This window comes from Capillimicrobium parvum (assembly GCF_021172045.1).
GTDB lineage: Bacteria > Actinomycetota > Thermoleophilia > Solirubrobacterales > Solirubrobacteraceae > Capillimicrobium > Capillimicrobium parvum.
Genome location: NZ_CP087164.1, coordinates 2,896,534 through 2,921,856 on the forward strand (window position 1 = coordinate 2,896,534; position 25,323 = coordinate 2,921,856).

The 25,323-nt window shown below is 76.6% G+C and carries 13 protein-coding genes; 3 read left to right on the plus strand and 10 right to left on the minus strand.

Annotation, left to right across the window (positions count from 1 at the left end; translation table 11 throughout):
• Positions 1-3: 3 nt before the first annotated feature.
• The 9 genes from DSM104329_RS14185 to dinB form a co-directional block, all read right to left on the minus strand.
• Positions 4-306: a hypothetical protein gene (locus tag DSM104329_RS14185; protein WP_259316095.1), complete on the minus strand. Its 303-nt coding sequence runs from the start codon at positions 304-306 to the stop codon at positions 4-6.
• Positions 303-4,103 carry a type I polyketide synthase gene (locus DSM104329_RS14190; RefSeq protein WP_259316096.1) on the minus strand — a complete coding sequence of 1,267 codons (3,801 nt, stop codon included), beginning with the start codon at positions 4,101-4,103 and terminating at the stop codon, positions 303-305. The genes DSM104329_RS14185 and DSM104329_RS14190 overlap by 4 nt, the downstream gene beginning before the upstream one ends.
• The gene (locus tag DSM104329_RS14195; RefSeq protein WP_259316097.1) at positions 4,100-5,497 is read right to left on the minus strand and encodes a beta-ketoacyl [acyl carrier protein] synthase domain-containing protein; all 1,398 of its coding nucleotides are present in this window, start codon (positions 5,495-5,497) and stop codon (positions 4,100-4,102) included. The genes DSM104329_RS14190 and DSM104329_RS14195 overlap by 4 nt, the downstream gene beginning before the upstream one ends.
• Positions 5,494-12,933 (minus strand): type I polyketide synthase, encoded by a 7,440-nt coding sequence (locus DSM104329_RS14200; protein WP_259316098.1) that lies wholly within the window; start codon positions 12,931-12,933, stop codon positions 5,494-5,496. Before DSM104329_RS14200 ends, DSM104329_RS14195 begins: the two co-directional genes overlap by 4 nt.
• A gap of 9 nt (positions 12,934-12,942) precedes the next feature.
• The gene (locus DSM104329_RS14205; protein WP_259316099.1) at positions 12,943-13,950 is read right to left on the minus strand and encodes a hypothetical protein; all 1,008 of its coding nucleotides are present in this window, start codon (positions 13,948-13,950) and stop codon (positions 12,943-12,945) included.
• A gap of 25 nt (positions 13,951-13,975) precedes the next feature.
• Entirely contained in the window at positions 13,976-15,025 is a 1,050-nt protein-coding gene (locus DSM104329_RS14210; protein WP_259316100.1) for a M4 family metallopeptidase, read from the minus strand.
• 155 nt (positions 15,026-15,180) lie between these two features.
• Complete coding sequence (locus DSM104329_RS14215; protein ID WP_259316101.1) at positions 15,181-15,486, minus strand: hypothetical protein; 306 nt, start codon at positions 15,484-15,486, stop codon at positions 15,181-15,183.
• 295 nt (positions 15,487-15,781) lie between these two features.
• Positions 15,782-16,681, minus strand: coding sequence for an alpha/beta fold hydrolase (locus DSM104329_RS14220; RefSeq protein WP_259316102.1), 900 nt, complete (start codon positions 16,679-16,681; stop codon positions 15,782-15,784).
• Positions 16,682-16,711: 30 nt separating this feature from the next.
• Positions 16,712-17,923 (minus strand): DNA polymerase IV, encoded by a 1,212-nt coding sequence (dinB, locus tag DSM104329_RS14225; RefSeq protein ID WP_407655888.1) that lies wholly within the window; start codon positions 17,921-17,923, stop codon positions 16,712-16,714.
• Between the two features lie 160 nt (positions 17,924-18,083).
• On the opposite strand from dinB, the gene DSM104329_RS14230 reads away from it, so the two are divergent.
• Both DSM104329_RS14230 and DSM104329_RS14235 read left to right on the plus strand, forming a co-directional pair.
• A complete protein-coding gene (locus tag DSM104329_RS14230; RefSeq protein ID WP_259316104.1) occupies positions 18,084-19,757 on the plus strand; it encodes an FAD-dependent oxidoreductase in 1,674 nt (557 codons plus the stop codon).
• A 65-nt stretch (positions 19,758-19,822) separates the two neighbouring features.
• Positions 19,823-21,805, plus strand: a complete 1,983-nt coding sequence (locus tag DSM104329_RS14235) for a hypothetical protein (protein WP_259316105.1) — start codon at positions 19,823-19,825, stop codon at positions 21,803-21,805.
• Positions 21,806-21,808: 3 nt separating this feature from the next.
• On the opposite strand, the gene DSM104329_RS28890 is transcribed toward DSM104329_RS14235, so the two are convergent.
• Positions 21,809-24,424, minus strand: a complete 2,616-nt coding sequence (locus tag DSM104329_RS28890) for an FG-GAP repeat domain-containing protein (RefSeq protein ID WP_268738869.1) — start codon at positions 24,422-24,424, stop codon at positions 21,809-21,811.
• Positions 24,425-24,585: 161 nt separating this feature from the next.
• On the opposite strand from DSM104329_RS28890, the gene DSM104329_RS14245 reads away from it, so the two are divergent.
• Positions 24,586-25,320, plus strand: coding sequence for an acylphosphatase (locus DSM104329_RS14245; RefSeq protein ID WP_259316106.1), 735 nt, complete (start codon positions 24,586-24,588; stop codon positions 25,318-25,320).
• The last annotated feature ends 3 nt before the right edge of the window (positions 25,321-25,323 follow it).

A 25,323-nucleotide genomic window follows, 5' to 3' on the forward strand; every position in this document is an offset into this window, starting at 1 on the left:
CGCTCACGCCTCCCGGAGCCGGGACGCCACGTGGCCGGCGACCTGCGCCAGCGTCAGATCGTCCACGTACTCGCCGTCGACCATCACGAGCTGCTCGAAGCCGAACGCGACCCCCTCGTGGTGCTGCTCGACCGTGACGAACAGGCACACGAGGTCGATGGAGTCGAAGTCGAGGTCGGCGACGAGCCGGGTGTCGGGTCCGAGCGGCGTGGGGAGGTCGAGGTCCCAGTCGCTGACGATGTGCTCGGCGACGCCCAGGATCTCCGCCAGCGCCGTTGCCTGGTCGACGTTCTCGATGATGCTCACGAGGGACTCCTCTCTCGGACGGCGGTGGCGATGGTCAGCTCTCCGGCGCGGGCCGCGTGGGCGCGGACGGTCGCGGCGCCGGTCGCGCCGGTGAGGCGGCCGACGTCGACGTCGGCGGTGCCGGTGGCCGCGTCGAAGGCCCGCACGCGCACGCGGTGCGGGTCTCCGCCCAGCCCGTGGCCGACCGCCTTGGCGGCGCTCTCCTTCATGCACCAGAGGGTCAGCAGGCGGGCGTCGCCGTCGTCGTCGAACCGCCGCTCGTCCGGAGCGAGGGCGGTCTCGGCGAAGCCCTCCGGCAGGGTCCTGGGATGCTCGACGTCGATGCCGACCCCGCGGTAGGCCGGGTTCGCCGCGGCGCCGATCGCGACCTCGCCCGAATGGGTGATCGAGACGACCGGCGGCTCGCCCTGCGCTCCCGGCCACGCCGGGTGGACGATCGGTGCGCCGTGCGCCCCCGGCAGGATCTCCACGTCGGCGGGGAACGCCTCGATGCCGCGATGGCGCAGCAGGGTGCGGACGGCGTCCTTGGCGGCGGCGCGCCCGCGCAGCCAGTCGGCGCGCCGGCGGTCGCTGCCCACCAGGTCGCGCCAGACGGCGCGCTCCCGGCGGCCGAGGATCAGGTGGGCGAGCACGCGCATCCAGATCTGGCCGTGGGCGAGCAGGAAGGCGTCCGGCAGCTCTTCGACCAGCACGGCCGCGGCCGTGCCGTCCGCGGGCAGCCCCGTCGCGGCGGGCTCCAGCGCGTCGCCCAGGAACGTGGCGCTCGGGTCGAGGCGAAGGTCGAAGAAGCGCTCCGGCAGGCGGAAGCGCAGGTCGCGCCAGCCGCGCAGCACGGCGTGCAGGCCCCCGTCCGGCGCGGTGAGCCGGATGTCGGCGGTGAGGTCCGCCCCGCCGTCGTAGGCGACCGCCGCCCGGGCCTCCACGTCCGCTCCCGCCTCGAGGGCTTCGCCGTGGACCCGGACCTCCTCGATCTCGAAGGGGAACACGGTGAATCCCCGTCCCATCTGCGCGGCCGCCCAGAACCCGATCAGCTGGCCGGCGGCATCCAGCAGCACCGGGTCGAGGATCAGACCGCGCGACGGGACCGTGTCGGCGGGCAGGCCGCGCAGCCGGCCCGTGATGGCCTGTGCGTCGATGCCGGTGAGCTCGGCGACGCCGCGGAACGCGGGGCCGTGGAACATCCCGTGGCGGTACAGCTCGTCGGGCGGCCAGGGGGACGGCCCGCTCGGACCGGGCCCGGCGGGGCCGGCGTCGGGCGGCGGAGCCGGCGCGGGGCCGGGGGCGAGATGCACGATCGCCTCGGCCGCGCACGTGCCGCCCTCGTGGACGTGCACCTCCACCTGCGCGCCCTCGTCGGCCCGGACGGCCTCGATGTGCAGGAGGGTCTCCTCGCCGTCGAGCGCGATCCAGTGGTGCCCGCGGACCCGCTCCACGGACGCCACGTGCTCGCGCGGGGCCAGCGCCGCGGCCGCCTCCGCCATCAGCTCGACGGTCATCGTCAGCGGCAGGACCGGCAGCCCGAGCAGGTCGGGGTCCGTCGCCGAGACGGGACCGCCGAGGCAGTGGTCGCGCAGGTACGGGTCGCGCGCGAGGTCCAGGCGCCGGTCGGCGGTCAGGCGGCGGCCGTCGGCGGAGCGCGCGACCTGGCCCAGCAACGCGGGCGCCGGGGCCGGGTCCGGGACGGCGTCAGGGCCGGACGCGGCTGGCGTTGCGCCGGCATGCGCCGGCTCGGCCGCTTCGCGCGGCAGCAGCTCCACGATCTGGTCGAGGGTGCGCACCGCACCGGCGCGCTCCATGTCGATCGTCGCGCCGGTCTCCTGCTGCAGCGCGGCGAGGATCTCGACGCGCTTGATGGAGTCGATGCCCAGGTCGGCCTCGAGGTCCAGCGGCCGGTCGAGCATCTCCGGCGGGTAGCCGGTGCGGTCGGCGATGAGCCGGCGGACGAGCGCCGCCGGATCCGCCGCCGCGCCGTTCGTGGCGGGCGCCGGTGCCGGAGCGGGCGCCGCCGCGCCGTTCGTGGCGGGCGCCGGTGCAGGAGCGGGAGCCGCCGCGACGTCGGGCGCTCCTGGCGCGGCCTCGGCGAGCACGGGCGGCGGCGCATCCGCCGACGGCGGCTCGGCGCCGGGCCCGCCCGTGAGGTAGGCGCGCATGACGTCGCGCTGGGTGGCGAGGAACCGCTCCATCGTGGCGAGATACGCCTCGACCACCTGGTGCGCGCCCCCTGGAGGCGCGGGTGCGGAGGCCGGCGGCGTGGTGGGCGGCGGGTCGACGGGCGCGGGTGCGGCGGCGGGCGGGGTGGTGGGCGGCGGGTCGGCGGGCGCGGGCACGGCAGGGACCTCCGGGAACGTGGCCGGCCGGCCGTTGCCGGGCACCCCGGGCGGCCGCGGGTCGACGTGCAGCAGCGGCAGGGCCGTCGCCACCCGGACGCGGGAGGCGGGGCGCGGACCGTCGAGCGGGTGCGCGCGGCCGGCGCGCAGCGCGGCGAGGTCGACGTCGACCCCGTGGACGGCGAGCTGCGCGGCGGCATGGCTGAGCTGGTCGGTGCCCGGACGGCGCGGATCGTCCATGGCCACGGCCAGGTGGGGCCGCCGCCGCAGCGTGTCGCGCACGAAGGCGGTCAGGAAGCCGCTCGGGCCGATCTCGACGAACGTGCGGCAGCCCGCGGCGTACATCGCCTCGACCGTCTCGCGGAAGCGCACGGGCTCGCGCCACTGCGCGGCCATGATCTCCCGGATCGCGGCCGGGTCGTCCGGGTACGGCGACGCCGTCGCGCAGGAGTACACCGCGAGCTGCGGCGCTCCCAGCGGAAGGCCGGAGAGGAAGCCGCGGATCCCCTCCGAGAACCGGTCGAAGCGCGGCGTGTGGTACGCGCGCCCGAACGGCAGCGGCTGGCAGACGGCCCCGCGCTCCTCGAGCGCGCGCCGCGCCTGCCCCACCGCGTCGTCGTCGCCGCAGAGGACGATCTGGTGCGGGCAGTTGTCCATGGCGATCGCGAGGCCACCGGCGGCCGCCTCCACCACACCGGTGACCGCGCCGGGATCGGGCGCGCCGACGGCGAGCAGCGCCGCGTCGGGCAGCGCCCCGTCGTCGCGCAGCTGCCGGTAGCAGGCGTTGAGGGCCGCGACGTGACCGGCGAGCTCGTCGCGCTCGTCCAGGTGCAGGATCCCGCCGGCGAGCAGCGCGGCCCAGTCGCCCGTGCTGTGGCCCGCGACCGCCTGCGGCGCGACGCCCATCTGCCGGACGACCTCGAGCAGCGCGAGGTCTGCGGCGGTGACCGACTCGGCACCGGCGTCCATCGCCCAGAGACCGTCGCCCGCCGTGGGGCCGAACACCAGGCGGCTGAGCGGTGGGCGGTCCGTGCCGAGCGAGGCGCGGTCGAGGACGTCGAACCACTCGCGGGCCGCCGGGACGTGGAGGCAGACGTCGGCGAGCATGCCCGGGTACTGCGACGCCTCCCCGGGAAACAGGAACGCGACGCCGCCCGCCGCGCCGGTCTCCGCGGCGAAGTAGACGCCGGCCCGGTCGCGGATCCGCGTGCACTCGGGGTCGGCGAGGCGCCGGGCCACCTCGGCCAGCCGCGCCTCGAGGTCCTCGCGTGTCGCCGCGACCACCGCGAGCCGCGCGCCGCCGGACGGCCGCTGTGCGTCGGCGGCCGCGGCGAGGTCGACGAGCGCCGCATCCGGGTGGCGCTCGACGAGCCGCCGCAGGCCGGCGACCGCGGCGGTGAGCTCGTCACGCGACGCGCCCGCGAGCAGGAACGCCTCGGAGGCCCAGTGGCGCATCCGCACGACGGTCATCGCGACCCCCCGTGCTCCTCGAGGATCGCGTGCGCGTCGATGCCGCCGAAGCCGAAGGCGCTCACGGCCGCGCGCCGGGGCGACCGCGCGCCGTGCACCCACGGACGCGGCTCGTCGTTGAGGAAGAACGCCGAGCGCCGCAGGGCCGGGTGGGGCGACTCGCAGTGCAGCGTCGGCGGCAGGACGCGGTGGTGCAGGGCCAGCGCCGCCTTGATGATGCCGGCGGCGCCGGCGGCCGGGATCGTGTGCCCGATCATGGACTTCACCGAGCCGAGGGCGCAGTGCGCCGGGGTGCTGCCGTTCTCGCCGAAGACCCGGGTGAGCGCGTCGAGCTCGGCCGCGTCGCCGACCGGCGTGGCGGTGCCGTGCGCCTCGACGAGGCCGACGGTTCCGGGCGCGACGTCCGCGCGCTCGTAGGCGCGGCGCATGGCGAGCACCTCGCCCTCGACGCGAGGAGCGAGCACACCCGCCCCGCGCCCGTCGCTGGCCGTGCCGACGGCGCGGATGACCGCGTAGATGCGATCGCCGTCGCGCTCGGCGTCCCGGAGGCGGCGCAGGACGACCATCCCGATGCCCTCGCCGAGCAGGGTGCCGTCGGCGTCCGCGCTGAACGGCCGCAGCTGCCCCGAGCGCGACAGCGCGCCGAGCCGCGCGAAGATGAGCTGGATCGGGAAGCTGCTCGAGACCTGCACGCCGCCGGCGACGACGCGGTCGCACTTGCCCGCGAGAAGGTCGCTCATGCCGACGTCGATCGCGATGAGGGACGAGGCGCACGCGGCGTCCACGACGAAGGCCGGCCCCATCAGATCGAGGCGGTTGGCGATCCGCCCGCACATGACGCTCGAGACGAGGCCCGGGGCGGTCTCGGGCGTGAACGGCGGCAGGCCCGCCTTGAGCTCGCGCTTGATCTCGGCGAGCTCCTGCGGCGTGTGCTCCGGGTGCAGGGTCCGCAGCACGCGCAGCGTCTGCTCGACGGCGAACGTGTGCTGTAGGAAGGCGACGAACCCGCGGTTGACGTACGTGCCGCGCCCGAGCACGACCTCGGTGCGCTCGCCGTCCACGGTGTCCGCGTCGCACCCGGCGTCGGCGAGCGCCTCCCAGCCGACCCGCAGGGCCAGCGCATGCTCGGGCTCGGCGCCGTCGAGGCCGCTCGGCATGACGCCCAGCGCCAGCGGGTCGAACTCGGCCAGGTCGCCCAGGTAGCCGCCGCGCGCGGTGGGCAGCCGGTCGTCGGACTCCGCGCTCGGGTCGACGACGAGGTCGCCGCCCCAGTCGGCGGGTGGCTCGCCGATGGCGCTGACCCCGGAGAGCACGTTGTCCCAGAACGCCTCCGGGCCGGGCGCCTGGGGGAACAGGCAGGCCATGCCGGTGATCGCGATACCCGGCACCGTCACCGGATCGCCTCCGCCGCGCCCTGCGCTCCCAGGCGGTTGAGCTCGGCGCTGCATGACAGCTCGATGCCGTCGAGCACCGCGAGCGGCCGGCCGCGGTGGTCGAGCAGGGCGGCGCGGCCCATGAGCAGCCCGCCGCCCGGCTGTGCGCGCAGCCGCAGGCGGCAGGCGATCGGCGTGCCGGCCGGGCGGTCGACCGCCCCCTCGACACGGCCCACCCGCGCGGGCAGCGCGGTGCGCTCGAGCGCGTGCCGCGACCACACGATCCCCAGCTGGAAGACGGCGTCGAGGACGACGGGATCGAGCCGCCAGGCGCCCGCGGGGGCGGCGGAGGCCAGCAGCGTCGCGTCGAGCCCCTCGGGCGCGTGCGCGTCGATCGCCGCGATGGCCCGCAGCGCGGGTCCGTGCCACAGCCAGCGGTCGTAGATCTCGTCGACCGTGAGGGGGAACGGCGACGTCGCCGGGAGCGCGGGCGGCACGCTCGCGGCGGGCGGCGTGCCGGGGCCGCGGCGGCCGCGGGCGCGGTAGTGGACGACCGCGCCCTGGTCGTCGCACAGCTCGACCGTCGGGTCCGGCGCCCCGGCGTCGCACACCTCGACCGTCGGGTCCCGCGCCCCGGCGGCGCGGGCCCGCAGGGTCAGCTGGCCCTCTCCGGCGCTCACGCCGCGCAGGAGCCGGAAGTCCTCGAGCGCGACCGGCGCGTCCGGTCCGAGGGCGATCGCCGCCAGCTCGGCGAGCAGCTCGAGCGCGACGGCGGCGGGAAGCACCGGGCGTCCGTCGAGGTGATGATCGGTCAGCAGCGGGTCGCCGGCGGCATCGAGGACGACCGGCGCGTCGATCGCGCCGTCCGGGCCCGGCACGGCCGACCGCAGCAGCGCCCCCGCCGGCCCGGCGGGCGCAGGGGCGGGGGCGGCCCACGGCCCTCCGCCCGCCGACCCGGCGGGCGCACGGGCGGGGGCGGCCCACGGCCCGCCGCCGACGACGACCTCCGGGGCGGCCGGCCCGTCACGTTCGATCTCGCCGATCAGGGCCGCGCAGCCGGCGGCGGGATCGATCAGGTCGATGCCGCGAGCGGCGAAGCGCCCCGCGACGGCCGGCGTGACCATCCCGGCGCCCGACCACGGTCCCCAGGCGATCGCCACGACCCGCGCGTCGCGGCGCCGGTCGAGGTCCGCCGCCAGCTTGCTGAGGAACTCGTTCGCCGCCGCGTAGTCGGTCTGCCCCGCGTTGCCGAAGCGGCCGGACACCGACGAGAACAGCACGAGGAAGCGCAACTCCTCCCACGGCAGCCGGCGGGCGAGGGTGAGGGCGCCCGTCACCTTCGGGTCGAGCACCCGCGCGACCGACGCGGCCGTCTTGCCGGCCAGGGCGCCGTCGTCGATCGCGCCGGCCCCGTGGATCACGCCGTCGAGGCGGCCGTGGCGGCCGTGGACCTCGTCGAGCACCCGCGCGAGCTGATCGGGGTCGCCGACGTCGGCCCGGCGGTACTCCGCCCGGCCGCCGGCGGCGGCGATCGCGTCGAGGGTCGCTCGCGCCTCGGCCGCGCGGGCGTCGTCGGAGCCGAGCTCGGTGCGGCCCACCAGGACCAGCGTCGGCCGGTAGCGGGCGGCGAGGTCCCGGGCGACCGCTGCGGTGATGCCGCGTGCCCCGCCGGTCAGGAGGACGACGGACTCCGGGCCGAGTGGCGGCGTGCGACCCGCGGTCGGCGGGGCGGGGGCGACGTCGATCGCGATCCGCCGCCCAGGCGGGCGGCCGATCTCGGCTCGGCCGTCGTGTGCGAGCAGTTCGGCGAGGATGCCCTCGGCCACGGCGTCCGCCGCCGCGCCGGCCTCGAAGTCGACGACCTTCGCCGCGACCCCGTCCCACTCCGCGCCGATGGCCTTGACGAGCCCGGCCACCGCCCCGTGGGCGGGGTCGAGCGCCACGGCACCCCCGGCCTCGACGCCGAAGGTCCCGCCCATCGCGGTGGCGGCCACCACGGCGCGCAGCCCGGGGCCGGCGTCGCGGCAGAGGTCCATCAGCCCGGTCACGAGGCCGCCGACGCGCGCACGGGTGCGGCGCTCGTCGTCGGCGAGGACGTCGCCGACCGCGTCGAGCGCCCGCAGGTCGACGAGGGCGGTCGCGGGGGCGTCCACCGCCTGCGCGGCGACGGGGTCGCCGGGGTCGACCGTGCGCACGTCCCGCTCGGCGAGCCGATCCGCGAGCGCGCGGGCCGCTCCGTGCCCGTCTCCGGCGACGAGGACGACGTCGCCCGGCCCGATCAGCGCAGGCCCGTGGGCGTCACCGGCGTCGCGCGCGACGGGGACGAAGCGGGGCGGCGGGGACGCCGCGGGAGTGTCGCGCCTCGGCGCGGGCCGGGCGGGCGACACGCGCGCGGGCTCGCTGTCGAGGAGCGCGAGCATCACGTCGCGCTGGTCGGCGAGGAACGTGTCCATCAACCCGAGGAAGCGGGTCACCGCGGCGTCGCGCGGCGCGAGCGGGGTGAGCGGTGGGGCGCCGGCGCGGGGCGGCGGGTCCGAGGCGGGGGCCGGCGGCGTGTTCGCGGGGGCGGGCGGGGCGGGCGCCGGCCCGGGGCGTGGCGGTGGCGTGCCGGCAGGACGCGCCGAGCCCCCGTCGACCAACCACGCACCCACCGGGATCTCGGGCGCGGGGCGGGGGGTCAGCAACTCGTCGAGGCCGGCGGTGCCGGCGCGCCCCGCCCACAGCGGCGCCAGGTCGAGCGCGACGTGCTCGGCGGCGAGCCGGCACAGCGCGTCGGCCAGCCCGGCCACACCGTCGCGCCCGTCCGGCTGCAGCGCGACGGCGGCGTGTGGCCGGTCGCCGAGGATCTCGCCGACGAGACGGGTGAGCACGCCGCGGGGTCCGGCCTCGACGAAGACGCGGGCCCCGGCCGCGTACATCGCCTCGATCTCCTCCTCGAAGCGGACCGGCCGGACGAGATGGTCGGCCAGCGCGGCGGCGATCGCGTCCACGTCGGCGGGGTGCGGGGCGGCCGTGGCGTTCGAGTAGACCGGCATGGCGGGCGCGCGCGGACCGGCGTCCCGCACCGCCGCGGCGAAGCGCTCGCGCGCGCCGGCCATGGCCGGCGAGTGGAACGCGCAGGAGACGGGCAGCCGCACCGCGGCCAGACCGGACGCCTCGAGGCGTTCGATCGCGGCCTCGACCGCCGCGGAGGGACCCGAGATCACGGTCTGGCGCGGCGAGTTGCGGTTCGCGATCACCACGCGGCCGCCCTCCGGCAGGGTGGTGGCCACGCGTTCCGCACCGGCCGCCACCGCCGCCATCGACCCGGGGGCGCCCGCCGCGGCCTCCGCCATCGCGCTGCCACGGGCGGCGCTGAGGCGCAGGAGGTCCGCGGCGTCCAGGGCTCCGGCGGCCCAGAGGGCGACGAGCTCCCCGTACGAGTGCCCGCCGGCCATCGCCGCGCGCAGACCCAGCCGCTCCAGCAGGCCGGCCGCGGCCATGCCGCAGGCCCCCAGGGCCGGCTGGGCGATTGCCGTGTCGCGCAGCGCGGCCTCCGCCCGCGCCCGCTCCTCGTCGTCGAACGCCGGCGGCGGGAAGACGAAGCGGCTCAGGGGCCGGGGCAGGCCCTCGGCGAGGACGGCGTCGGCGCGGTCGAACGTGGAGCGGACCTCGGGCAGCGCCACCGCGAGGTCGCGCAGCATGTCGCAGCGCTGCGACCCCTGGCCGGGGAACAGCAGCGCGACCGACCCGTCGCGACCCTGTGGGCGGCCGCGGCGGTGGACGCCCGGGACGTCCCGTGCCGGGCCCGGGCCGCCGAGCTGGGCCGCGGCCGCCTCGAGCTTCGCGGCCAGGTCGGCGAGGTCGGTCGCCGCGACCGCGAGGCGCGCCGGGTGCTCGTCACGGACCTCGCGCCAGAGCGCGGCGGCGAGGTCGCGCAGCGCAGGCGCGGCCCCGGCGCGCACCGCGTCGGCGACGCGCTGCGCCGCCGCGCGCAGGCCGCCGTCGTCGGCGGCCGAGAGCACGACGGGCTCCGCCGGCCAGTCGGGCCGCGGGCACGCCGCGTCGTCCTCCCGGTAGCCGCCGCGGTACTCCTCGACGACGCAGTGGAAGTTCGTGCCGCCGAAGCCGAAGGCGCTCACGCCCGCCCGCCGCGGATGCGCCGCCGCGTGGATCCACGGTCGCGTCTTCGTGTTGACGTGGAACGGCCCGTCCTCGAACCCGATCCGCGGGTTCGGGCGCTCGACGTTGATCGTCGGCGGCAGGACCTTGTGGTGCAGCGCGAGCGAGGCCTTCACCAGCCCGGCGACGCCGGCCGTGCACTTCGTGTGGCCGATCATCGACTTGACCGAGCCCAGCGCGCACGCGCGCGGGGCGGCGCCGGCCGCCGCGAACGCGGTGCGCAGCGTCTGGACCTCGGCCCGGTCGCCCGCGACCGTCCCCGTCCCGTGGGCCTCGATCAGCCCGACGCCGGCCGGGGAGCAGCCGGCCTGCTCGTAGGCGCGGGCGAGGGCCCGCAGCTGCCCCTCCGGCCGGGGCGCGGTCAGGCCCTTGGCGCGGCCGTCGCTGGAGCCGCCGATGCCCTTGATCACCGAGTACACGCGGTCGCCGTCGCGCTCGGCGTCCGCCAGGCGCTTGAGGACGACCATCGCCAGCCCCTCGCTGATGGCGATGCCGTCCGCGTCCTCGGCGAAGGGCTTGCAGCGGCCGGTCGGCGACAGGGCATGGGTCTTGCTGAAGCACAGGTAGCCGAACGGGTTCTGCACCGTGTCGGCGCCGCCGACGACGACCATGTCGCTCGTGCCGCACTCGAGCTCGCGCGCGGCGAGCTGCACGGCGGCCAGCGACGAGGCGCACGCCGCGTCGACCGTGTAGTTCGCGCCGCCGAGGTCGAGCCGGTTCGCGACCCGGCCGGCCGCGACGTTCAGCAGGATCCCGGCGAACGAGTCCTCCGTCCATTCGGGCAGTCCCGCGAGCGCCTCCGCCGGCACGTCGTGCAGGACGAGCGGCAGGTCGGCGCGGACCGCGTAGCGCGTGCCGAGATCAGACAGGCCGCCGCCGACGCCGAGGATGACCGAGGTGCGCTCGCGGGCGAACTCGCGCCCGTCGTAGCCGGCGTCGGCCAGCGCCGCGGCGGCGACCTCGAGGGCGAGCAGCTGCATCGGCTCGATCGACTCGAGGCTGCGCGGCGGCATGCCCCACCGGAGCGGGTCGAAGACGACCTCCTCGATGAACCCGCCCCAGCGTGAGCTGATCGCGTCCGGCCCGTCCCCACCGGGCTCGTACCAGCGATGCCAGTCGAACCTCCGCTCGGGGATCTCGGTGATCGCGTCGACGCCGTCGAGGACGTTGCGCCAGAACGCGGGAAGGCCCGGCGCGCCGGGCAGGAGGCAGGCCATGCCCACGACCGCCGCATCGGCCGGGCGCCTCCGGGGCCGCGGTCGCCGAGAGGGTGCGCCCGCCTCGAGCAGGCGGGTTGCGCCGTCGGTGATCTCGCGGTGCAGTTCCGCGATCGTCGATCGCGCGTCGCGCAGGGCGGCGACCTGTCCGAGCATGTAGAGCCCGCGCTCGGCCTGGCGCTCCGGCGTGACCTCGACCAGCGGGGGCCGGGCGCCGGCGGGCGCCGCGCCCTCCCGCTCGACGCCCTTGGCCGCGACGCGCAGCCGGCCGAGGCTCAGGTGCTCCAGCGCGTCGTGCACCGCCGCGGGCGTCGCGCCCCCGCCCATGAGGCGCCGCCGCTCCCGTGCGAACGTCTCGGCGAACGGCGTCGGTGCGCAGCGCGTCGCGTGCCCGGGGCCGCTCTCGAGCAGGACCGTGCGCGCGCAGCGCAGCGCCTCCGCCTGGAAGCCGGCCGTGATCGCCCCGCTGTCGACGGCCTCGCGGGTGAAGACGTAGGCGCTGCCCATCAGCACGCCGACCGCCGCGCCACGCGCGGCCAGCGGCGCGGCGACCGTGGCGGCCATCGCGGCGGAGCGGGCGTCGTGGATGCCGCCCGCAAGCAGGATCCGGCAGGCGGCGAGCGCCTCGTCGTCGAGTGCGCCGCCGAGCGCCTCGACCGCCTGGCTCCACAGGACGAAGCTCGACCGCGGGCCGACGTGCCCGCCGCACTCCCGGCCCTCCAGGACGAATCGGCGGGCGCCGTCGCGGGCGAACGCGGTGAGCAGCGCGGGGGAGGGGACGTGCAGATAGGTGGCGATGCCGCGCTCCTCCAGCCACCGCGCCTGGTCGGGCCGGCCGCCGGCGATGAGCGCGAACGGCGGACGGTGGCGCGCGACGACCTCGAGCTGCGCCTCCCGGACGTCGAGCGGCACGAATCCGAGGATGCCGGCGCCCCACGGGCGGTCCCCGAGGGCGGCGGCGACGTCGGCGAGCAGCGCGTCGACCTCGCCGGCCTCCATGAGGGCGAGGGCGATGAACGGCAGGCCGCCGGCGTCGGCCACCGCGGCGGCCAGCCCGGGGCGGTCGCTGACGCGCGTCATCGGGCCCTGGACCACGGGCAGGCGCGTGCCGTGGTCGGCGGCGAGCGCGGCGCCGGCGGCGAGAGGGTGCAGCCGGGCGGTGTCGCGCACGCGCTGGTCCAGGCTCGTGCGCAGCGCCACGACGACGCCGCCCACCGTGCCGTGGCGGCGGGCGAGCGGCGCCGCGAACGCGGCATCCTGGCCGAGGCACACGAGATCCTGCTCGGGGGAGGACCAGCCGGCGCGCGCCCGGACGAGCGCGCCCAGGCGCTCGGCGTCGTCCTCGACCGCGCGGGCCTCCGCGAGCGGGGCCAGACCGGGCCGGTCGAGCACGCGCCAGCGGCGGCGCTCGCCGATCACCGTGGTCTCGCTGCCGTCCATGCGCTCGATCACGGCGCGCATCGCGGCGTCCAGCGGCGACTCACGCGTGAGCCACAACTGGGCGTCGAGCACGACCCCCCGCGCGCCGGCCAGACGACATGCGGCGACGGTGTCCGGGCCGACCCCGCCCTGGACCCAGACGGGCGGTCCGTCCTCGCGGGCGAGGCGCTGAGCCACGACGAACGCGGTCTCCTCGCCCACGCGGCCGCCGGTCTCGTTGCCGCGGGCGATGAGCCCGCCGGCACCGGCGGCGATCGCGGCCTCGGCCTCGTCCTCGTCGACGACCTCGACGAGCACGAGGGCCGGATGCCCCGCGAACGCGGCGATCGCGGAGCCGGCCGCGACCGGATCGTCGGCCGCGATCGCGAGCCAGCGCAGCTCATCCGGCAGCCAGCGCGCGAGGGACGGCGCGTCGCGGGCGTCGAACCGGGCGCCGCAGCGCCCGGAGCGGCCGTGCTCGAGCAGCGCGGCGACCGCAGCGCGGCGCGCGCCGTCGGACCCGCGCGTCAGGTCGACGAGGCCGGCCCCGCCGGCCCGGGATGCGGCGATCGCGATGGCGGGGTCCAGCAGGCCGGCCGGGCCGAGGGCCGCCAGCTCGAACGGCCCCAGGCTCATGCGTCCGGCGAGCTGGGAGGGCATGCCCGCCGCTCAGTCGTCCCGCTTGCGGGGGTATCTGTCGTAGGCGGCGTGGATGGTCGACTGCGTCGGCATCTCGTACCCCGCCGGGATGCGCTCCTGCACCTGGCGCACGAGCGGGTACTTCGGCTCGTCCTTGGTGAAGTCGTTGGAGTCGAGGTCGTCGAAGGCCGTGAACAGCACGTCGTCGGTGACGGCCTTCGGCTTCTCGGCCGGGGCCGGTGCCGCCGCGACCGGGGTGGGAGGCGTGAGCCGGCCCTCCTCGATGCGGTCGTGGACCCAGCGGTCGAACACGGGGCGCATCGCGTCGCGCGTCGTCCGCGGCTGGCCGGCGTCCTCGAGTGCGTCGTTGACGACGCTCGTCTTCGGGAAGTGGTCCTCGGTGAAGTCGCCGGCGCCGAGGCCGTCGAACACCTCGTAGAAGTCCCGCGTGGAAGGCGCCTCGGTCGCGGTCGGCGGCGTCGTCGTCGTCGGCGGCGGCGTGGTGGCCGGAGGCGGCGTCGTGGCCGGCGGCGGCGTCGTGGTGGGCGGCGGGGTGGACGTGGTCGGCGGCGTGGTGGCCGGTGGCGGCGTCGTGGCCGGCGGCGTCGTCGTGGTGGGCGGCGGGGTGGACGTGGTCGGAGGCGGCGTGGTGGCCGGCGGCGGCGTCGTCGTCTCGGGAATGGTCACCGGCGGGGGCGGCTCGGTCGGAACCGGCACCTGGCTCTCGCCGTCCACCGTCGTCCCGTACGGATCCTCGACGGGCGTCGACTCGGGCGTGGAATCCGTCGAGGTGTCGACCTCGTCGAGCCCCCCTTCGAGCGCGCGCAGACCGGCGATGCGGCGATCCAGGCGGGCCTTCTGGAAGCGCGCCGTCGACTTCAGCCGGCGCGTGCGGCTCTCGTTGAGGGAGTCGAGGACGGGCGGCAGCACCGAGCTCCAGAACTGTGCGGCGGGGCGCAGCAGCGCGGGGCGCGCGCCGGCGCGGCCGCGCGCGGCGCGTGCGCCTGCCCGTGATGTGCGGGGGGCTAGCGGCGACACGTGATGACCTCCGTTCGGGACACGCCTACACCTGGATCCCGACTTGGGACCATGCCTGGCGGACGGCCGGCGGCTCGGGGGCTCCGACGGCCGGGAAGAGCTGCTCGGCGACCATCAGCGTGACCCGCGCGAACGAGCGGAACGACGCCGCCCGGGTCAGCATCGGGTTCAGCAGCGTCTGGTACCAGATGAGCCCCGCGCGCTCCCACGAGTTGCCGCCGAGCGCGGTGGCAAGCAGGTAGAACGCGTGGTTGGGGATGCCGGAGTTGATGTGGACGCCGCCGTTGTCGTCGAGCGTGCGGACGTAGCCCGCCATCGTCGCCGGCTGCGGGTCCTTGCCCAGCACCGGATCGTCGTAGGCGGTCCCGGGTGCCTTCATCGAGCGGATCGCCACCCGGTTGGGCACGCTCGGGTCGGGAATGAACAGCTCGGCGCCGATCAGCCAGTCCGCCTGCGCTGCCGTCTGGTGGTTGACGTACTGCCTGACCAGCGAGCCCATCACATCCGACATGGACTCGTTCAGCGCGCCCGGCTGGCCGAAGTAGACGAGCCCGGCCTCGTACTGGGTCACGCCATGCGTGAGCTCGTGGCCGATGACGTCGACGCTCTTGGTGAAGCGATCGAAGATCTCCCCGTCTCCGTCGCCGTAGATCATCCGCTGGCCGTCCCAGAACGCGTTGTCGTAGTCCTTCGAGAAATGGACGGTCCCGTCCAGCGGCAGGCCGGCGTCGTCGACGGAGTCCCGGTCGAACTCGTTCCAGTAGAAGTCGAACGTATCGCCCATGAAGTCGTAGGCCTCGTCGACCGCGAGGTCGCCGGTGGCCGGCTGGGCCTCGGTCCGCACGACGGTCCCGGGGATCCGCTGGCGGTTCTGGGCGTCGTAGATCGTGCGCTGCTTGTGCGGGATCCCGGTCAGGCCCGCGTACACGGGGCGCGGTATCCCGCGCGGGCCCGCGGACCCCAGGGCGCTGAGGCCGACGCGCGCGGTCAGCAGCGAATGCGAGGCGCTCAGGGTCGAGATCGCGAGGGCGCGCAGGCGTGCGCTCGGCGCGTTGATCGCGAGCGAGTTGAGCACATGTGGAGGCAGGATGCAGGTCAGCGGGTGGTGCCCGTCTGCCGTGCATCCGGCGAGGAGGTCGTGCCTCGGATGCCGGCTGCGCCCGATGGCAGCGCCGGCGGGAGGCGCGCCCCGTGGATCAGGCGAGCCGGACATCGAGACTCGTTCCCGGCTCAGCGCAGGCCGCGCCCGCCGCGGATGCCCTGGCCGCCCCGCAGCCCGCGGCCCCCGCCGCCGCGCAGACCGCGCCCGCCGCGCGCGCCCTGGCCCCCGCGCATGCCCTGGCCGCCGCGGATGCCCTGGCCGCCCCGCAGGCCCCCGCCGCCGCGAATGCCCTGGCCGCCTCCCATGCCCTGCCGGAGGGCGCCACGCTGCACCCGCTGCGCGCCGGTGATGCTTCGCTGGGCGAGCCGCAAGCCTCGCGCAGCCTGGTTCAGCCGGATCTGGGCCCGCACGTGGGCCATCGCCTTCGGACGCATGTCGCTCCTCTCGGGCCGGACGTTGCGCAGCCAGTGTCCGGCGCCGGCGGCACCCGATCAACGGCATGAGAGCTTTTGTGGAGGAACCGTCATCGGTGACGCGGGCCGCGATCAGCCGGCCGCGCGCGAGCGCCGTCTCCGCGCTCGCCGTCTCCGCCCGAGCCCACCGTCCCCGTCCGAGCCCGCCGTCTCCGTCCGAGCCCGCCGTCTCCGTCCGAGCCCGCCGTCTCCGTCCGCGCTCGCCGTCTCCGTCCCAGCCCGCGTCTCCGCGCCCGTCTCGGGCCTGCCGGCTCCGTCAGCCCGGGGCGGCCTCGGCCCGCGCCACGAGCGCCGCGATCCGCTCGGCCAGCCGCGGCCAGACCGCGCGCGGCAGGTCGTGGCCCATCCCCTCGACGAGCAGCAGCTCGGCGCCCGGGATGGCGGCGGCCGTCGCTCGTCCCCCGTCCGGGCTGACGAGCGGATCGCGGTCGCCGTGGATCACGAGCGACGGCACCGCAAGGGTCCGCAGCCGCGCCGTCCGGTCCGGTGCGGTGAGCAGCGCGACGAGCTGGCGCGAGACGCCGGCCGGGTCGTACCCGCGGTCGTACGCACACGCCGCGCGGTCGCGGGCCGCCTCCTCGTCGAACGGGAAGCCCGTCGAGCCGACCACCCGTGCGATGTGCACGGCCCGCGCGATTGCCGCCTCCCGCGTGCGCGCCGGCGGCGCGAGCACCGCCGCCATCGCTCTGGGCGTGGACGTGCCCACGCGGCGATCGCCGGTCGACGCCATGATCGAGGTGAGCGAGCGGACCCGGTGGGGGTGGCTGAGCGCGACGGTCTGGGCGATGGCTCCGCCGAGCGACGCGCCGACGAGGTGGGCGCGACCCAGGCCGAGCGCGTCCATGAGGCGGACGGCATCGAGGGCGAGGTCGCCGATCGTGTACGCCACCGACGACCGGTCGCCGCGCATCACGGCGGCCGCATCGCCCGCCGGCAGGTGGTCCAGGTGCGTCGAGAGGCCGATGTCGCGGTTGTCGTAGCGGATGACGTGGTGGCCGCGCCGGGCCAGGTCGGTGCACAGCTCCTGGGGCCATCCGAGCATCTGCATGGCCAGGCCCATGATGAGCAGGACCGGCGGTCCGGCCGGCCGGCCGAACGTCTCGAACGCCAGCTCGACGTCGCCCGCCGTCGCCCATCGCACGCCTGTTCCGGCCACAATGACCCGACCCTACGCCCACGGGCCCGCTCACCGGGGGTGCCGGTCGAACGGCATGAGGTACGCCTCGAGCTCCTCGCCGGCCTCGAGCAGCGCGGCGCGCTGCAGGGCGTCGCTGCCGTAGCGGTCGCGGACCGCGTCGACCACGGCGTCGAGGGCGGGATGGTCGACGCCGTCGAACGGCAGCTCGAGCTGGACCCCGCCGACCGCCTCCTCGATGTTCGTCACCGCCACGCCCAGGAGGGTGATGCCCCGCTGCTCGATCGCCGGTTGCGCGGCGCGGAGCAGCCGGCGCAGCGTGGCGAGGACCGGCCGCGTGAGCGCCGTCGCGCGGGCGAGCGTGCGCGAGCGCGAGGCCCGAGTGTAGTCGCCGAAGCGCACCCGCAGCACGACGGTCCGTCCGATCCGGCCCGCCGCGCGCATGCGCCGCATGACGCGGTCGGTGAGCGCGACGAGCGTGGCGTCGAGCTCCTCGGGCGTACGGAGGCCCCGCCCGAGCGCCCGCTGGGACCCGAACGACCGCCGGCGGCGCCCGCGCCGGACCGCGCGTGGATCGCGGTCCTGCGCGAGCGCGTGCAGGCGCCGGCCGCCGGCGAGCCCGAGCAGCCGCACCAGACCGGCCTCGCCGAAGCGGGCGAGGTCGCCGATCGTCCGGATGCCGTGGCGGTTCAGCCGACGCTGCGTCGCCGGGCCGACGCCCCACATCCGCTCGACCGGCAGCGGATGCAGGAACGCGAGCTCGGTGCCGGGCGCCACGAGCAGCAGCCCGTCCGGCTTGGCGGCGCCGCTGGCGATCTTGGCCACGTGCTTGCTGGTCGCCGCGCCGATGCTGATCGGCAGCCCGACCTCGCGCCGCACGTCCGTGCGCAGGCGGCGGGCGATCTGCTCCGGCGTGCCGGTGATCGCCTCCAGCCCGGTGACGTCGAGGAACGCCTCGTCGATCGAGATCTGCTCGACGACCGGCGCGGCCTCGTCGAGGATCGCGAACACCTCGCGGCTGGCCTCGACGTACGCCGAGAACCGCGGTCGCACCACGACCGCGTCGGGGCACATCTGCCGCGCCCGCCTGCCGCCCATCGCCGACCGCACCCCGCACGCGCGCGCCTCATAGCTCGCGGCGAGCACCACGCCGCCGCCGACGATGACCGGGCGTCCCCGCAGCCGCGGGTCGTCGCGCTGCTCGACCGACGCGAAGAAGGCGTCGAGGTCGGCGTGGAGGATCGCGGGACGTGACACGAACACATGTTCGCTCCCGAGCCGGACGACCCGCAGCACGGACCGTCCCCGCGCGGCGTGGCGCCACGCGTTCGCACCTTGGGGCCCCGGCCGTCGCGCCCGAGCCCGACGAGCTCCTGCTGCCGCGCCCGTCCGGCCGGGGAGGCCTGAGCACTACCTTTGACCCATGGCGAGCGTGCGGCACACCGGCAACGTGCCCGGCCTCGACGATGAGCTGCTGTACCCGCGGCTGAGCGAGGAGAAGCTCGAGGGCCTCGCCCGGAAGGGGCGGCGGCGCTCGTTCGAGCCGGGCGACGTCCTCTACGCGGACGGCCAGCGCGACGCCCCGTTCTACGTGATCGAGCGGGGCCTGGTCGAGTTCGTCGTCCACAAGCCCGGCAAGGAGATCCTCGTCGCCCGCGCGGACGCCCGGACGTTCATCGGCGACATCGCCGTCTTCACCGGCGAGCCGACGCTGACCGCCTGCGTGGCGGCCGAACCGACCGACGTCATCGAGTTCGACCGGCCCGGGCTGCGGAGCCTGCTCGGCGGCTCGCCCGAGTTCGGCGAGATGGTCCTGCGCACGCTGCTCGCGCGTCGCGACTGGCACGAGGGCGAGGGCTACGGCGTCCCGCGCCTGATCGCCTCCCGCAACTCGCGACGCGCGTTCGAGGTGCGGGACCTGCTCGAGCGCAACCTGCTGCCGGTCCGCTGGTACGACGTCGACACCGATCCCGACAGCGCCGCGATGCTCGAGTGGCTGCACATCGAGCCCGCGGACACGCCGGTGCTCGTGCACGGCGCGACGGTGCTGCGCAACCCGTCCGCCGCGCAGGTGGCGCGCGACCTCGGGCTGCGCGCGGAGGTCGACGGCGAGCGGTTCGACCTCGTCGTCCTCGGCGCCGGTCCGGCGGGCCTCGCCGCCGCGGTGTACGGCGGCTCGGAGGGGCTGCGGACGCTCGTCGTCGAGGCGTGGGCGCCGGGCGGCCAGGCGGGCACGAGCACGCGCATCGAGAACTACCTCGGGTTCCCGACCGGCATCTCCGGCGCCGATCTGACGCGCAAGGCCACGCTGCAGGCCCGCCGCTTCGACGCGGTCCTGTCGAGCTTCCACCGGGCGGTCGAGCTCGCGGACGGGCCGGAAGGGCTCGTGCGCATCGACCTCGACGACGGCCAGCACGTCCTCGCCCGCACCGTGGTCCTGGCGACCGGCGCGCGCTGGCGCGAACTGCGGGCCGAGGGCGTCGAGCGCTTCCGGGGCGCCGGCGTCTACCACGCGGCCATGGCGACCGACGCCGAGCGCTGCCGCGGCGAGGACGTCATCGTCGTCGGCGGAGGCAACTCGGCGGGCCAGGCGGCGATGTACCTGGCCGCACGCGCGCGCAGCGTGCGGATCGTCGTGCGCGGCCCGGGCCTCGCGGCCTCGATGTCGCACTACCTCGTCGAGCGCATCGAGCGGTCCCGGACCGTCGAGGTGCTGACCGAGACCGAGGTGGCGGCGATCCACGGCAACGGCACGGTGGAGTCGGTGGTCCTGCGCGACCGGCGCGACGGCGCCGAGCAGCGGGTGCCGTCGACCGCGGTGTTCGTGATGATCGGCGCGGACCCGTGCACGGAGGCGGTCGCCGGCATGCTCGCGCTCGACGAGGCCGGCTACGTCATCTGCGGGGCCGGCGCGACGCGGTGCGCCGGCCATCTCGGCTGGCCGCTGCAGGACCGCGAGCCGCACCTGCTCGAGACCGTCCGTCCCGGGGTGTTCGCCGCGGGCGACGTCCGCGCCGGGGCGGCCAAGCGGGTCGCGAGCGCCGTCGGGGACGGCTCCCTCGTCGTCCGCTTCGCCCACGACGTCCTGAACGCCTGAGCGGTCGGCGCGGCACTGGTGTGCGCCGGGCGTCGCGTCCGCCGTCTCGGGACAATGGGGAGCAGGTGACCCGCGCGACGACGACCGGACGGGACGGAGACCGCCCCGGGCGCGTGCGCGCCGGCTTCCGTCGCGGTGCGGCGCTCGTCGCGCTCGTCGTGGTGGTGGCGGCCCTGGCGCTCGTCGTCGTCACGACCCTGCCGAGCCGCGGATCGGGCCAGCCGGGCCACGGCCCCGACGTGCGCACTCAGCGGCCCGAGCGGGCCGGCCCGTCGCCGCAGGCGCTGCGCGCGTTCGCCGACCGGATCGCGGCGGGCTGGATGGGCCGGCGCAGCGAGTCCGGGCTGTTCGTCGACCCGATCACGGGCGGCGGGCGGCATGGCTTCGGGCAGGTCATGCTCGGCCAGGCGCTGATGCAGGCCGGCCGGCGCCGCGGCGACGACGCGATGCTGCGCGCCGGGGTGATCGCGGTGACGCGCAGCCTGCGGCGCAGCCTCCACGCGGGCGGCGCGGAGAACCCCCTCGGGCTGCTCGGGACCGTCTCGGCGTACCGCTGGGCGCGCGCGAACATCCGCCACCGCGCGGTCTTCCGGCGCGCCGAGCCGGTGTGGCGCCACCTGCTCGAGCAGTGGAGCGGCGGCGACGTCGGCCCGAAGGCGCAGCGCTGCTTCCACGACCCCACCTGCTGGGACAACTACAAGGCGATCGAGGCGGCCGGCGTGCTCGCGCTGGCGCAGACGCGGCTGCACGGCGCGACCGCCGCCTCGACGCTGTCGCAGCCCGTGGCGCGCACGGACGCGGTCGAGGTGCTCGAGCGGCGCTTCGCGCAGGCCTCCGGCCGCGCGGCGTCCTACCGGACCGCGGGCGCGAAGGACGCGGCCGGCGCCGGGCTCGGCGTCAACTCCGACCAGCCGACGTATCCGCTCGCCTACCAGGCGATGACCGCGATGGCCCTCGCCTCCGCGCTCGAACTGCCGAAGCACCGGCCGGGGCGCGGGGCGGTGCGCGCGTTCGCCCGCGTGATGCAGACCCAGGCGGCGATCGCCGCGCCGGACGGCGACGTCGCGTGGCTCGGCCGCGCGCAGGGGCAGAGCTGGGCGCTCGCCGCCACCGTCTACGCCGCTCGGGTGTGCACGCGCCGGTTCGCGCGGTCGCGTCCGGCGCTCGCCGGGACCTGCGCGACGCTGGCCGGCCGGGCGTTCGGGCGCCTGAGGGCCCGCCACGGCATCGGCCGCGACGGCCTGAACATCGTCCCGCGGTTTCGCACCTCGCCGGTCGACGCGCGCGGCCTGGACCGCTACGCGCGGATGATGACCTTCAACGGCCTGACGGCGGCGTTCCTCGACTGGGCGGCCGACGTCCCCGAGCCGGCGCGGCCCGTCCGTCCGGTCGCGCTGCCCCTCGACCGCGACGGGGCGTTCCGTGACCCCGATCATGCGCGGCTCGCGATCGCCCGGTCCCGGGACCTCTGGTTCGCGGTGCACGAGGTGGGGCCGATCGGGGTGTTCGACCCGCGCTACGGGTTCGGCCTGATCGCGGCCAAGGTGCGGCGCGACGGACGGTGGCGCGACCTGCTGACCGCCCCGCCCATCACCCCGGTCGGCAGCGTCCCCGCCGACACGGCGGGCCCGCTGCTCGAGCTCGGCGCGGCCACCGCCACGCCGTGGGGAAGGTCGACCACGGTCAGCCGGTCAGGCCGGACGGTCGTCGTGCGGGGCGGCTTTCAGTGGCCCGACGGCTCGTGGGCCCGCGAGGGCGCCATGTTCACGTACCGCGCGCTCGGCGACGGCGTGTCGTTGACGGTCCGGGCGCGCGGCGGCGACACGCTCACGTTCCAGGACTGGGCGCCGGCCGGGAGGCGCCGGCTGCACGAGCGCGGCCGGGCGCTCGTGCTGCCGGGCGCCGTCGCGCGCCTGTCGATCCGCCCGCGGGCCGTCGCCTGCGACGGCCGCTACGGCTCCGCGTACGACCGCGTCGTGCAGAGCTGCCGGCGGACGGTGACGCTCCCCGCGAGCGGCGTGGTGCGCTGGTCGATCCGCGCGCGCTGAGCCTCACGGCGCGAGCATCACCCCGATGCTGCCCATCGTCTCGCCGTTGCCCGAGCCGTCGGGGTAGCGCCCGAAGTCGGCCACGACGAGGTCCGGACGGGCGTTGTCGTCGAGGGTGGCCGACGCCAGTCCGCGCGGGCCGGCGCCCGCCGCCTGGTGGACGGCGCCCGCGAGTCCTCCGCCGCCCGTGCCGAGCAGCAGCGACACGTTGTCGGAGACGAAGTTCGACAGGGCGACGTCCGGACGGCCGTCGGCGTCGAAGTCCGCCACCGCGACCCCGGTCGGGTTCTGGCCGAGCGGGTCGCCGCCGGCGGACGGGTACGTGGCGCTCGTGAACGTCGGCGCCGCGGGGGTCGTCGTCGTGTTGCGCACCACCGTCACGCTGCCCTGGACGTGGTTGGCGACCACGATGTCGGCGCGGCCGTCGTCGTCGACGTCGGCCACCTGCACGTCGAGCGGATAGCGATCCGACGGCGTGCCGAGCACGGTCTGCGGCGCCGCGAACGACGCCGTGGTGACACCCGACGCCGTGGTGTTGCGCAGCACGGTCACCGTGCCGTCGCCGAGGTTGCCCACCACGACATCGGGCTTGAGGTCGCCGTCGAGGTCGCCGACGGCCACCGATCCGGCGTCCGTGCCGCCGGACGGGACCTGCTGCGGCGCGGCGAAGCGCGGCGGCGCGGCGGCCCCGCGGTTGAGCGTCACGGACGCGTACCCCGTCGAGGACGGTCCCGTGGAGCTCGCCGTGACGAGGTCCGGATAGCCGTCGTCGTTGAGGTCGCCGGCGGCGATGTCCGCCGCACCGGGCCCGGTGGCGGAGAAGCTCGCGCTCGAGCTCAGACCGCCGGCGCCGGTGCTGGGAATCAGCGCGACGGCGTCGTCGCCGGCCCCGTTCTGCGTCCGCGACAGCGACACGGCGACGTCGGGAAAGCCGTTGCCGTCGAAGTCCGACGTCACCGCGCCCGTCGGATCGGCGCTCGTGCCGAGGGCGACCGACGCCGCGGCGCCGAACGTGCCGTTCGGATGGCCCGGGGAGCTCAGGCTCCCGGCGCGCACCTGGACGTCGTCCGCCGCGCCCGGGTCCAGCGCGTCCTCGGGCACCGCCGCGTCCTGCGCGCCGTCGCCGTTGAAGTCGGCGAGCCCGACGCCCACGGGATGGGAGGTGGCGGGGTACTGGACGACCGCCCGGAACGGGGAGGACGGCGTGCCGCCGCCACCGCCGGACGACGAGCCGCCGCCCGACGACGAGCCGCCCGCCGGAGGCACCTCGGTGAAGCCGCGAGGCGGCTCAGGCGCCGGCGGCGGCGTGGGCGTCGTGGCGTTGAACGTGACGATGAGCGCCCGCTTGGGCTCGACCTTCGTCGCGTCGATGATCAGGTTGCACACGTAGCCGCGGATGCCGTGGTTGTCGCCGGTCGTGCCGCCCGTGCAGCCCTGCCACGACGCGAGCTCCGACGCGACGCCGGCGTGCGCCTCGATGCGCACCCTCTGGCCCGACGTGTAGAAGGCGGAGCACGTCGTCCGGCAGATCTGGCCGCCGTCGCCCTGGAAGTAGACGAGGCCCACGCCCGTGCCCGCGAAGCGAACCTCGACCGGAGCGCCGGGCACGGTGTCGCCCGACACGCGCGGCGTCTCGATGGCGGCCTGGGACGCGGCGTTGGTGGTGTCCGCGATGACGACGCGGTGGCGCGAGATGCGCGGCGCCGACACGTTGCCGAACTTCGCCTCCTGCTGCGCCGAGGCGGCGTAGCGGTCGGGCACGGCGTCCGGCAGCACGCCGACGACCTTCGCCCACCGGCGGGCGAGCGCCGGGTTGCGGAGATCGCGGGCGATGAACTGCGTGGCCAGCGGGCTGCGCTTCGTCGCCTGGAAGGCGTTGCGGTCTCCGACGGTGCCGTACAGCATGCGCAGCACGGTCATGGCGCGACCGCTCACACGCGTGCCGGCGGTGTGCAGCTTCACGGTGCGCGCCGTCGCCCGTCCCTTGGACGCGAGCTCGCCGGTCGCGTCGACCGGGTTGTGCGCCGCCGACAGCGCCTGCGCCGCCTTCAGGGCGATGAGGTACTTCGACCAGTTGTGCAGCGCGGTGGAGATCGCGTTCGGCGTGCGGAAGATGTCCGCTCGGCCACCCTTGCCGACCCGGTGCACCCAGAACGACTTCACGACCGGGGAGGCGTTGGCGATCGTGAAGCGGACCGTGCCGCCGGTCTTCGGCCGGGAGCCGTCGCGGCGCCGCGCGATCAGGAAGACGACGTTCCGCAGGCGCGAGCTGCCGCCCGTCACGCGCGTCACGGCGACGCGCACGTCGGTGGTCTTCGCACGCGCGGACCACCCGCGCGACCCGGCGCGGACCTTCAGCCCGCCGACGTTCGCCCGGAAGATGCGGGCCCCGCCGCCGGCACGAGGCGCCTTCGTACGACCGATCCGGACCTGGGCGACGCCGTAGGTGAGGTCGCCCGAGCGCGGGAGGGGAAGCACGACGGACGTGCCGCGCGCCGCGGCGCGTGCGTCAGGCGCCGCGACGAGGGCGAGCAGCGAGGCCAGCGCCAGAGCGGCGAGGCACGCCGGCGTGGCGAGTCGGCGCGCGCAACGACCTGTCGCGCGACGAGGCGGAGACACCACTGAACATCACTTCCTTGCATTGCTGGACCGGGCGAGCCGGAGCTCGGGCGCGGCATGAAACCAGAACCTGGAGACGATTGGCCGAAATCGGACGAATGACCGATGCGGCGCCCGCGCGGGGCGGGGCCTCCGACGGCCGGCGCTGTCACGATCCCGGGATGGCCGCGACCGCCGCGATCCGCGCCCGCGTCACCGCGGAGCAGCCGCTGGGCGGCGCCCTGCGAGAGGACGTCGCCGAGCGTGCCGCGGCGCTCGGCGTCCTGGGGTGGGTGCGGGCGGCCGACGACGGCGGGCTCCAGGTCCATGCCGAAGGTGACGCCGCGTCCGTCGACGCGCTCGCCGCGTTCCTGAGCGAGGACGGCCGGACGGTCGATGTCGAGCGCGTCCGCCGCGAGGGCCACGAGCAGTTCGCGATCCGCGGGGTGCCGGCGGGCGTGTTCGTGGTGCAGCAGCACGCCGCGACCGCCCGCCACTTCGACCTGCGCCTCGAGGTCGGCGGGGTCATGCGCTCGTGGGCGGTGCCGAAGGGGCCGTCGCTCGACCCGGCCGTCAAGCGCCTCGCCGTCGAGGTCGAGGACCACTCGATGGGCCACAACGACTTCGAGGGCCGGCTCGGCGAGGGCGGCGTGATCGTCTGGGACCGCGGCGGCTACGAGCAGGGCGGCCGGGTGCCGTGGCCGGAGGCGCTCGACCGCGGGCACGCCGTCTTCGTCCTACACGGCGAGAAGCTGCGCGGGGGATTCGCGCTGCAGCGCACGCGCCCGGGGGAGAAGGCGCAGTGGCTGCTCGTCAAGCGCCGCGACGACGACGCGCGCCCCGGCTCGGACATCGCCGCCGAGGCGCCCGGATCGGTCGTCAGCGGCCGTACGCTCGACGAGGTCCTACGCGGATGAGCG

Coding starts and splice junctions, on each gene's coding strand:
- DSM104329_RS14190 (WP_259316096.1), bottom strand. CDS start 4,103: ATGACCGTCGTGCGGATGCGCCACTGGGCCTCCGAGGCGTTCCTGCTC.
- DSM104329_RS14200 (WP_259316098.1), bottom strand. CDS start 12,933: ATGCCCTCCCAGCTCGCCGGACGCATGAGCCTGGGGCCGTTCGAGCTG.
- DSM104329_RS14215 (WP_259316101.1), bottom strand. CDS start 15,486: ATGCGTCCGAAGGCGATGGCCCACGTGCGGGCCCAGATCCGGCTGAAC.
- DSM104329_RS14230 (WP_259316104.1), top strand. CDS start 18,084: ATGGCGAGCGTGCGGCACACCGGCAACGTGCCCGGCCTCGACGATGAG.
- DSM104329_RS14245 (WP_259316106.1), top strand. CDS start 24,586: ATGGCCGCGACCGCCGCGATCCGCGCCCGCGTCACCGCGGAGCAGCCG.